At 47.7% G+C, this 10,029-nt stretch carries 11 protein-coding genes; 2 read left to right on the top strand and 9 right to left on the bottom strand.

Annotated elements, in window-relative coordinates:
- Positions 1-469 precede the first annotated feature (469 nt).
- From QUB61_RS35475 to glyA, 7 genes are all read right to left on the bottom strand, one after another.
- The gene (locus QUB61_RS35475) at positions 470-1,618 is read right to left on the bottom strand and encodes an ADP-ribosylglycohydrolase family protein (RefSeq protein ID WP_333132228.1); all 1,149 of its coding nucleotides are present in this window, start codon (positions 1,616-1,618) and stop codon (positions 470-472) included.
- A 306-nt stretch (positions 1,619-1,924) separates the two neighbouring features.
- Entirely contained in the window at positions 1,925-2,365 is a 441-nt protein-coding gene (gene aroQ / locus QUB61_RS35470; RefSeq protein ID WP_333132227.1) for a type II 3-dehydroquinate dehydratase, read from the bottom strand.
- Positions 2,366-2,478: 113 nt separating this feature from the next.
- Positions 2,479-2,616 carry a hypothetical protein gene (locus QUB61_RS35465; RefSeq protein WP_332956561.1) on the bottom strand — a complete coding sequence of 46 codons (138 nt, stop codon included), beginning with the start codon at positions 2,614-2,616 and terminating at the stop codon, positions 2,479-2,481.
- A gap of 299 nt (positions 2,617-2,915) precedes the next feature.
- A complete protein-coding gene (locus QUB61_RS35460) occupies positions 2,916-4,172 on the bottom strand; it encodes a competence/damage-inducible protein A (RefSeq protein ID WP_333132226.1) in 1,257 nt (418 codons plus the stop codon).
- A 27-nt stretch (positions 4,173-4,199) separates the two neighbouring features.
- Positions 4,200-4,349, bottom strand: a complete 150-nt coding sequence (locus tag QUB61_RS35455) for a hypothetical protein (protein WP_333132225.1) — start codon at positions 4,347-4,349, stop codon at positions 4,200-4,202.
- The gene (locus QUB61_RS35450) at positions 4,346-5,401 is read right to left on the bottom strand and encodes an MraY family glycosyltransferase (RefSeq protein WP_333132224.1); all 1,056 of its coding nucleotides are present in this window, start codon (positions 5,399-5,401) and stop codon (positions 4,346-4,348) included. The genes QUB61_RS35455 and QUB61_RS35450 overlap by 4 nt, the downstream gene beginning before the upstream one ends.
- A gap of 455 nt (positions 5,402-5,856) precedes the next feature.
- A complete protein-coding gene (gene glyA / locus QUB61_RS35445; RefSeq protein WP_333132223.1) occupies positions 5,857-7,140 on the bottom strand; it encodes a serine hydroxymethyltransferase in 1,284 nt (427 codons plus the stop codon).
- Between the two features lie 168 nt (positions 7,141-7,308).
- On the opposite strand from glyA, the gene QUB61_RS35440 reads away from it, so the two are divergent.
- Entirely contained in the window at positions 7,309-7,506 is a 198-nt protein-coding gene (locus QUB61_RS35440) for a hypothetical protein (protein WP_332956567.1), read from the top strand.
- Between the two features lie 142 nt (positions 7,507-7,648).
- On the top strand, positions 7,649-8,122 hold the full coding sequence (locus QUB61_RS35435; protein WP_333132222.1) for a Tic20 family protein: 474 nt from the start codon (positions 7,649-7,651) through the stop codon (positions 8,120-8,122).
- Between the two features lie 171 nt (positions 8,123-8,293).
- Here the strand turns inward: QUB61_RS35435 and QUB61_RS35430 are convergent, their stop codons facing one another.
- Complete coding sequence (locus QUB61_RS35430; protein WP_333132221.1) at positions 8,294-9,070, bottom strand: fumarylacetoacetate hydrolase family protein; 777 nt, start codon at positions 9,068-9,070, stop codon at positions 8,294-8,296.
- A 95-nt stretch (positions 9,071-9,165) separates the two neighbouring features.
- Positions 9,166-9,822 carry a 5-formyltetrahydrofolate cyclo-ligase gene (locus tag QUB61_RS35425; RefSeq protein WP_333132220.1) on the bottom strand — a complete coding sequence of 219 codons (657 nt, stop codon included), beginning with the start codon at positions 9,820-9,822 and terminating at the stop codon, positions 9,166-9,168.
- Between the last annotated feature and the right edge of the window lie 207 nt (positions 9,823-10,029).

The raw sequence follows: 10,029 nt of genomic DNA, 5'->3' as shown, positions 1-10,029 counted from the left end.
CAGTTTCAATTCTGTTTTGAAGCCGGCACAGCATTGTTACCTCTCGATCGCTTTGAGTCACACTATATACTGATTCACATCTACTCATTTCATAAGAAATGAGTAGATGTGAATAGGATTTTGGTTACAGCTTCTCACCCCCCACGCTACTTTGCGTAAGTATCGCCAGCAGTTGGGTTGCCTGACTGTGGCCAACAACGCAAGCAGCTTCTTTGCTTCCCTTGTCCATCTCGAACAGAAATCGCGCGCTGCGGCTAAAAACCCGGTTTCTCCCTCGATTCTTCGTTTCCCAACCCCATATTCTCGTAGAAACCCGGTTTTTTGGGGCAAGCGCGTCCGATTTAATTTTTTACTTTTTAATCTTTAATTATCGCTGTCCTTCGGCTTTCGTTTTTAACTTGTTAATTGCTAATTGCTCATTTCTGATTGCTAATTTCTGGTTTCGCCTCCCTGTTAAAAGCTCAAAAATTTATATTTTACGAGGTCTAATGACATAAGGTGCAGCCACCGATAGGGCTAGCGCTGCGGAAGAAGGGCCGGCATCTGGTGTGTAAACTCCCGCCCAAACAGCAAACAGGTTATTTGCTAACTCTACAATTTTTGCATCGCTGCCCGTTCCCCAGAGCGAGGGTTCTCGACCACAGACCAACGACCCCGGTTCAAGGGTAGCCGAAGATACCTGTCGCCATTCTACAGGTATCGCAGCAGCCCCGTTGTAAGCTCCAGACAAAGCTCCCGTCAAAGCGCAGGTGAGTTGTCCGGCTATGCCACAGCGAGCCGCCCGCAGCACTGACAAGCGCAAGTCTTCTGGGGTGTTCAAGAAGCAGTAGAAAGCTAAGGCAATGGGAATGAAATTTCCTGGGTTGACAATTGACTCGGTTTGTAATTTTTTCTCGCCCTCGCCCTGTCTTTCTCGCGCTTCTGTGGCGCTTTTGCACAGATGAGTGGTAGCTGTTTCTAAATCGGCTCCCCGTTGTAGTAGTATTTGCACTTGCAGCAGCAGCTCTGTTAAGGCATTATCTGTTTTCAGGTAAGCAATTGTTTGCTCGATTGCTGTCGCGGGGTCAAGTTTATCTTTGAGAGTTCTGGCGATCGCATATCCTACTGCTAAAATTGCTGTTTCCCATTCTGGCTTGTTTTCCTTGGGCCAAACCTCTATCGCCAGCATGATTTTTTCTCGCAGCTTGGCTTTATTTTCGTGAAAAAACATCGCGCATGGCAGCGCAGCAACGGCAGCTTCAGAAGGGTTAAGCAGGCTTTGAAACTCACTGCGAAGCGGATGATTGATTTCGGAATTGGCAAATGCTTCCCAAGTATCGCGCCAATCTTTTAAATCTAAACCCCTACCCCGAATTAAACTTTGAGCGCACGCCACCGCAAGTCTGCCGCATTCGGATGATTGTTTGCCAGTTGGGATTTTGCTCTGGGGATAATTCAACGCCAATCTTGCCCCACCCTGTGTCAATTGTTGGTGTTTCGTCAGTTGTAAAATCGGCGGCAAGTCTCCTATTTGGGGGGGAATACCCACGAGTTGCCTCTGGTATTGCAGACCTATAGAGTCTCCTAAAACTGCCCCCAGGATGGTTCCTTGAAACTTGCTCAACAGGGAATGCCGCATTTTAATTTAACTCAAGTTCTTAGTAATTGATAATTTGTAATTTATAATTGGCAATTTATAATTCTTCCTTGTTTCCCTCTTTGCCTAAGCCTTCTGATTAATTTGAATTAAACCCAAACATATAAGGGCAATACTTCGGACAGTTTTTGATTGCCAACCGTAGAATAAGGGTTTCAAGGCTCCAAGGCAAGTTCCCTACCAACGGAAAATCGAAGGTTTCAGACGGCGAACTAAAAACTGTCCGGACTATTGTAAGGGCTGGTTTTCCATCTAAAACCTGCCCTCCTCTGAACCATCAGTGAATTTTTAATTTTCAATCAGGTAAGTAACTAGAGCTTGCAGCCCCAGCCGGTAACTTTCCGATCCAAAACCGCTGATTTGCCCGAGCGCCACCGCTGCGATAAACGAGTGATGCCGAAAAGCTTCCCGCCGGTAAATATTGCTCAGATGAACTTCTACCGCAGGGATATTCACAGCGGCGATCGCGTCTCTAATTGCCACACTCGTATGAGTATAAGCTCCAGCATTAATCAATAAGCCTTGGTGCTGCCCTAACATCGAGTGAATTGCATCCACCAAGACGCCTTCATGATTAGACTGCTGAATTGAGACTTTCACCTGGAGGGCTTGCGCTTCTCGTTCTAGCAATTTGTTGATATCATTTAAAGTCGCAGAACCATAAACTCCAGGTTCTCGCTGACCCAATAGATTCAGATTAGGGCCGTGAAGTACCAGGATATTTAACAATTTTTAAAATTCCAGCGCCACAAAAATTATGAGAGTTTTGACTTGGGATTTAGAACCAGTCTGCAACCTCAAACCTCAAACCTCACACCTCAAACTTCAAATCCCGTACCGAACTACCGGCGATTTCTCGGTTGGTTGACCGGAATAGGAATCGGTTCGAGTTCCGGTTGAGCTTCGGGATTCAGCAGTCCTTCTATCAGCTTGCGAACCCATTCTTTAATTTGTTCCAGCACCTTTTCAATGTCTTCCATTGAACGGATAGCTCCTTTTTTTATAGTCTAGATTGCTAAACCGACGGCTAAATCTCTGAAAATAAGCAAGCACGACTTTGAAACCAAAGGTCAAACTTGCTTTCTCGCTTGCTAGTTATTTTGAGCAATGGAGAGAGTCAGTATATTTGCCAATCAGTCCTATCTTATTATCATAACGAATCTTTACAGATAATCAAGAGGCAAGGGGAAAATTGCGGAACTATCTCGGAGTACAGAGTGTTAAATAAAGCTTAAGGTTACGCCTGACTGTTGACAATTGACAAAACGCTGGATATTTTCTACGCTTTTGCCAACAATAATTTACGCCGCAGCCGATCGAGCGCCGTACAGCTACTGAGATTCCGAATCCAATCGCGGCCTCGGGCCTCGCCAAAGCGGTATTCAAAACTTTCTGGGTCGCCGTGGGGGCCGGCTAAACCAACATAAACCAGTCCGACAGGTTTAGCGTCTGTGCCGCCTCCTGGCCCGGCAATGCCTGTAATGCTCAATCCCCAATTGGTATTGAGGCCTTGGCGCACTCCGGCAGCCATTTGTTTTGCCACTTGGTGGCTGACTGCCCCACAGGAGGCTAAATCTTGGGGATTAACAGCTAATAATCCTTCCTTAACCCGATCGTCGTAAGAAATAATCCCGCCCAAAAAGTACCTCGAACTCCCGGCAACACCGGTCAGCATCGCTCCCAACCCGCCTCCCGTGCAGGATTCAGCCACGCTAAGAGTTTCGCCAGCCAACAGCAGCAATTTACCGACAGTCGAGGCGAGGGTATCGGTATCGGCACCGTAACAGTCAAGGCCAGCAATCTGCAGCAACTGTTGTTCGATCGGCTCGATTAAATTCTTAGCAGCAGCCTTCGACTCCGCGCGGGCCGAAATCCTGAGTTTCACCTCGCCGTGATTGGCGTAAGGAGCAACAGTAGGATTAGTTAAATTCAGAAAACTATCTACCTTTTCTGCCAGTGCCGACTCAGCAATACCCCAAAATTTCAGCGTGCGGCTGTAAATAGTTTCGCTGCACCAGCCGTTATTTTGCAGGTAAGGAACGGCGGTTTCTCGCCACATCAAGTGCATTTCCGCCGGTACTCCGGGAAATGTCATCACTGTCGCGTTGGGAACCGGCTGCCAAATAATCCCCGGTGCTGAACCGCTGCGGTTTGGCAGAATGTCCGCACCTTCTGGAATCAAAGCTTGTTTGCGGTTGCTGGGACTCATGGTGCGTCCCCGCTGGGCAAATTTGTATTCGATATCTGCGATAATTTCCGGCTTTTCGATTAAGGGAACCCCAAAAAAATCGGCGATGGTTTCGACTGTGAGGTCGTCCGGTGTGGGGCCTAGGCCTCCGGTGAAAAGCAAAAGCTGCGATCGGCCCACGGCGATTTCTAACACTTGTTTAATGCGTTCTGGATTGTCCCCCACCACTGTTTGATAGTAGTGAGGGATTCCCAAACTCGCTAATTCTTTGGCTAAAAACTGGGCATTGCTATTAAGAATATCGCCTAACAGCAATTCAGTGCCCACACAAATAATTTCAGCAACCATTCAATTTTAGATTTTAGATTTTAGATTTTAGATTGGGGAATTGGGAATTAGGCATTGGGCATTGGGAATTAGGCATTGGGCATTGGGAATTAGGCATTGGGCATTAGAAATTATTTTTTTTCCTTCTTCCTTCTTTCTTCTTCCTTCTTCCTTCTTCCTTCTTCCTTCTTCCTTCACCTAGCGTGTCTCCAAACTTTCCAGCTAGCATATCCCAGCAAACTTGTTGCACCCATAGCGTAAATTACGCCGCTCGGAAGCGAAAAAGCTAGGGCTAAACTTCCCACCCACAGTGTCAGTGAGTAAATAAATAAAACCGCAAATCGATGGGATAGTCCGGCTTGTAGAAGTCGGTGGTGGAGATGGCGCTTGTCAGCAATAAACGGTGACTTGCCGTTGCGAAGTCGATCGAGAATCACCGCCGACATATCTAAAATCGGTACAGCTAAAATTAAATATGGCAGCAGCACAGAAGTAACAGCCGTAGTTTTAACTAACCCAATTACTCCCACTCCAGCGAGAGTAAACCCGATAAAATAAGCCCCGCCATCTCCCATAAAGATTTGAGCCGGATTGAAGTTGTAGCGCAGAAATCCCAAGGCCCCGCCAGCTAAAGCCGCTGCAATCAGGGCCGCCGCCGGTTGGTGCATCGACAGACTGACAATCAGCATTACAACTGCTGCAATCCCTGAAACTCCAGCAGCTAAACCGTCCAAACCGTCAATCCAGTTGATGGCATTCGCCATGCCGACGAGCCAAATCACGGTAATTGGCAAGCTCAGCCAGCCAATATTAGTCAGTCCCAGGGAGGGAACTGTGAGAAACTCAATTTGTACGCCTGCCATCCAAACGATGCTGGATACGCTAATTTGCATGAGCAAGCGTTTTAATGCCGAGAGCGAAAATAGGTCGTCTGCTAAACCGATGAGGAAGAATCCGATGCCGCCGAGGGTGACTCCCCAAATTTCGTATTCGTCTTTGGGATTGAGAAATTGTCCGTTAGCATCGATGAAGCCTCCTGAGAGCCAGACAAATAAGAGGGCAGTGAGAGTGCCGAGAAAGATGGAAACTCCTCCCAAGCGCACCATCGGGCGCTTGTGGACTTTTCGCTCGCCGGGCCGATCGACTCGCCCGCTTTTGAGACCAATTTTTTTGACTATTGGCGTACTCCAGAGGACGACGATCGCAGAAACCAGGAAAGCGAGTATGTGGTACAGATACTGGTACGGCATCTGAAATCAATTTTAAATAGTGCGGGGCAATTAGGCTGTCAGGCAGAGTCTACTACATTTCAGATGGCTTATAACAAGGAAACATCTTGAAGAGCGACTGGGGGTTTGGGAGTCGGAGATTTGCCGCAATGGCAGTTGCCCTGGGGCGAATTGTCAGGTTTTTCATTCATAACTCTCGAATTAACGATTTGAAATATCGACTCTTTCGCGAGCAAAAAAGTCGATATTTGGCGAGCGGGCCCAGCCCTAGCGGTATCTTTCGCAACCGACAAATACCGTTAGTCAAACCAGGCCCGCCCCACAAATATCTTTACTAAAAACCGTATTGGCGATCGATATTTTTGGTGAAAACCGCTTGTCAATATCGCTACCGGCAACTCTCAATCTTTTCCTGCTCTTTTACCCTTTTACCCGTACACTTCCAACTACCAATTCCCCATTGCCGATCAGGAAAATTAAGCTAATGCCGGCACTTTCAAGTACAAGTGCGGATATAACGGGAAGCGATCGCACAGTGCTGCTACTCGACGCAGGCAGTCGGCCGCGACGCTTTCATCATCTGGATTTAGCAGGCGATCGGCGATAATATTGCCAATCTCGGTAAATTCTGCTGTTCCCATTCCCCTGGTGGTCATCGCCGGCGAACCGAGTCTCAAACCGCTAGTGACAAAGGGCGATGCCGGATCGAAAGGCACGGTATTTTTATTAGCAGTAATATTCACACCGCTGACTAATTGGTCGGCTCGCTTGCCTGTCATGTTTGCGGATCGCAAATCAACAAGCATTAAGTGATTGTCCGTGCCGCCGGAAACGAGTTTTAAACCCCGCTGCTGCAACCGTTCCGCTAAAGCGCGCGCATTTTCAATTACTTGACCCGAATAAGTTTTAAATTCAGGCTTTAATGCTTCGCCGAAAGCTACTGCTTTGCCCGCAATGACGTGTTCTAAGGGGCCACCTTGAGTGCCGGGGAAAACTGCTTTGTCGAACTTTTTGCCGAGTTCCGGGTCATTGGTCAAAATCAAGCCGCCACGGGGGCCGCGCAGGGTTTTGTGAGTGGTGGTGGTGACTGCGTGACAGTGGGGGAGGGGGTTGGGGTGGTGCCCTGTGGCGACTAACCCGGCGATGTGGGCGATGTCAGCGAGCAGGTAGGCTCCGATTTCGTCGGCGATCGCTCTAAACTTCTCAAAGTCGATAATTCGCGAATATGCTGAATAGCCACAAATTAGCAATTTTGGTCGGTTTTCTTTAGCACTGGCCAAAATTTCCTCGTAGTCGAGCTGTTCTGTTTCTTGGCTGACGCCGTAGTGAAAAGCTTTGAACCATTTGCCGGATACGTTGACCGGCGAACCGTGGGTCAAGTGTCCGCCGTGGGACAAATCCATGCCCATAATTCCGTCTCCGGGTTCCAGCAAGCTCAAAAATACTGCAAAGTTGGCTTGAGCGCCGGAGTGGGGCTGAACGTTGGCGTGAGCGGCTCCAAATAGCTGTTTGGCGCGATCGATCGCGATTTGCTCGATGCCGTCAATAAATTCGCAGCCGCCGTAGTACCGTTTTGCTGGCAGTCCTTCGGCGTATTTATTGGTCAGCACTGAGCCTTGAGCTGCCATTACCGCTGCAGAGGTAAAGTTTTCGCTGGCGATCAGTTCTAGGTGGTCTCGCTGCCGCTGGAGCTCTTGCCCGATTAAATCGGCAATTAGCGGATCGGTTTTGGAAAGGAATTCTAAGTTACTGTCCGTCACAATAATCAACCTCTTGACAAATTTAGGATGGGGAATTGGGGATCTTATACCGTACTACGGATTTCGCACCATTGACATAAATATTACATTGTGTTCAAGGTAAGCCGTTTGTCCCCAACTGGTGACATACAATGAAATTACTGGTGTGAAACCTGCCGGAGGTATCAAATGTTAGTCATTTTAATGGAAAATCAGATGCTTGCCCCTCAGTGTGTTTGCCAAAGTTGTTTGCTGGCCGATCGTACTGGCCAACCGCGCTGGAGCGGTGGAGAGCTTCGTTGCGGGCATCGAGTTGCTAAACCTACGGAAAATTTGCCCGATCGGTACGAGTGTCAAATGGGCTTCACTATCGCTAATATTAAATAACAAAGCCTGCATCGGGTAGTTGAGGCTGCTCCCCGCTCAGTGAAAAGCAAGTTCCGGGCGAGTCGGAACACAAACTCGGCTGCTGCGTTATCCTGAGTTTAATGGAATTGATAGTTAATCGATCGACTCAGGAGAGTTCATTATGACTTGGCGCGGATCTACAACTGTTCCAGACCGGATTTTTGCTTCTTTGCCTTATTTGCTCCCGCTGATTGACGGGCTTGCCTTTGGCAGGTTTCTGTTTACACAGTTTCCTGTCCTGCAACTGTTGTTGATACCGCTAGCTCCCTTGATGCAAATTTATAGTTTGCCCTTTGCTAGCTTAATTATCTTCTTTGCCCTGTATTTAGGAGTAGTTAGAAACGAAAACATCAGTCACTTCATTCGTTTTAATGCGATGCAGGCGATTCTTTTAGACATTGTTTTGATGCTGTGCCGTCTGGTTTTGCCAATTTTTTCTCAAGGCTTACAGGTCGCATTTATTGCGGAAACTCTGTATAACATGGTGTTTTTGGGCGCTTTTGCTGCATTTGTCTATGCAGTCGTTCAGTCGCTTTTGGGACGCTATGCAGAGATTCCTCCGCTTTCGGATGCTGTTTATATGCAGGTACGATAAATCAGTCATCAGTCATTGGTCATTGGTCATTAGTCGGGAGAGGGCGCGTGCGTGAAATGGCTAACTCTTTCCAGGGCGCAAATCATCGCTAAACACGGCCCTACAAGCTCCTAAAAGACATTGTTGTTTTTGCACTTACCTAATTAATAACTAATGACTGATGACTGATGACTAATGACTAATAACTACTGTATTTTCAAGACTGCCGATGCCTTCAATTTCAATGCGGACTCGATCGCCTATTTGTAGCGGCCCTACTCCTTGCGGCGTTCCAGTCAGTATCACATCGCCGGGAATTAGGGTCATTATTTGACTGATGTAGGAGACGAGAAAGTCTGGGGAAAATACCATGCGATCGATCTGGGATGACTGTACCGGTCGCTCGCTCTCATTGACAAAAGTTTGCAATTGTGCAGCAGGACTCAGTTCGCGGACAATCCAAGGCCCCAAGGGACAAAATGTATCGAACCCTTTGGCCCTGGCCCACTGGTTGTCCCGCTTTTGCAAATCTCTGGCTGTTACGTCGTTGGCGATCGTATAGCCCCAAATTTTGCTGTGTGCTTGTTCGGGAGTGCAGTTGGTACAATGTTCGCCAATTACCAGGGCCAATTCTCCTTCGTAGTCTACCCTTTCCGACTGCTGCGGATAGCGAATCGCTCCACCTGCGGGGATGACAGCACTCGGAGGCTTGAAAAACAGCAGGGGCTCAGCAGGTACGGGGGTTCCCATCTCGGCGGCGTGATCGACATAATTTTTGCCTACGGCTACAATTTTTGAGGGAGAGCACGGGGCGAGAATTTGGTAAGTATCTGGTGAAAGTTCCACATCAGTTGGTTGTCCTTGTAACCAGGGAGGTGCATCAAATACTTGAACGCTGTGGCTCAGTTGCAGTAAACCGTAATGGATGTGTCCTTGTGTTGTTTTAACTCGAACGTAGCGCTGGGCCATACTATTTTAGATTTTAGATTTTAGATTTTAGATTCTAGATTCTAGATTAAGAGGATATAGGCATAATTGCGGAAAATTAATTTGTTTATGCCCGTTTAAGATTTTCGCTGTGCAATTTTGCAACCGCTTTCTGTACAAATGCCGTGCAGCGGTAGATCCCAGGAGTCAACTGGTAGTTGGGCGACCAAGGCAAATTCAAAGATAATGCCGATCGCAATTTTTGATTCCCACTCAGCTAAACTGAACATTCTGTCGTAATAGCCGCCGCCGTAGCCCAAGCGATAGCCGCGAACATCGCAGCCTACTGCGGGTACGAGCATTAAATCTACTTCTGAGTGGTCTATTGTAGGAGCATCCGGCAGGGGTTCGAGTATGCCATAAGCTCCAGTATGTAAAGCATCTCCGGGCTGCCAGATGTGCCAGGATAGCTCTTTGCCGACACAGCGGGGAAATCCCCATTTTTTAGGCGTGGGAATGGCATTTGTGGGACAGGCATCTTGCCTGTCTCCAGAATGGAGCAGGCAAGATGCCTCCTCCACAGAAGATGTAAATAGGGGACTTAAATCTGGTTCTTGACGACAACTGAAGTAGGCGAGGATTGTTTTTGCTTCGGTGAATAGGGGCGAGTTTTGCAGGCGGTTGCAGAGGCTATCGCTCTTTTGTCTCCATTCTTGTGCTGATAGGGATTTGCGCGTGTTGAGGAGCGATTTTCTTAGTTCGGTTTTAGTTAATGAAGGTTCAGCAGTATTCATATTTGCGATCGAATCTCTCGTTTGACTTCCAGTCCGACAGGGGTTGAAAACCCCTGTCTCACAGCGAAAGTCCTCTAAAAGAGGACTACAATTAATTGCCTTTTCATCACATTCTGTAGTCGGTTTTAACGTATCCGCTCAATAAATCGGGGTAACAGCAAAAAAAGAAGGTTCACAATCTAGGCACAGCATGGTAGAATATGACGT

The sequence above is a fragment of the Microcoleus sp. C2D2 genome (assembly GCF_036702495.1).
Taxonomy (GTDB): Bacteria; Cyanobacteriota; Cyanobacteriia; order Cyanobacteriales; family Microcoleaceae; genus Microcoleus.
This window is presented reverse-complemented; position numbering and strand designations above follow the sequence as displayed.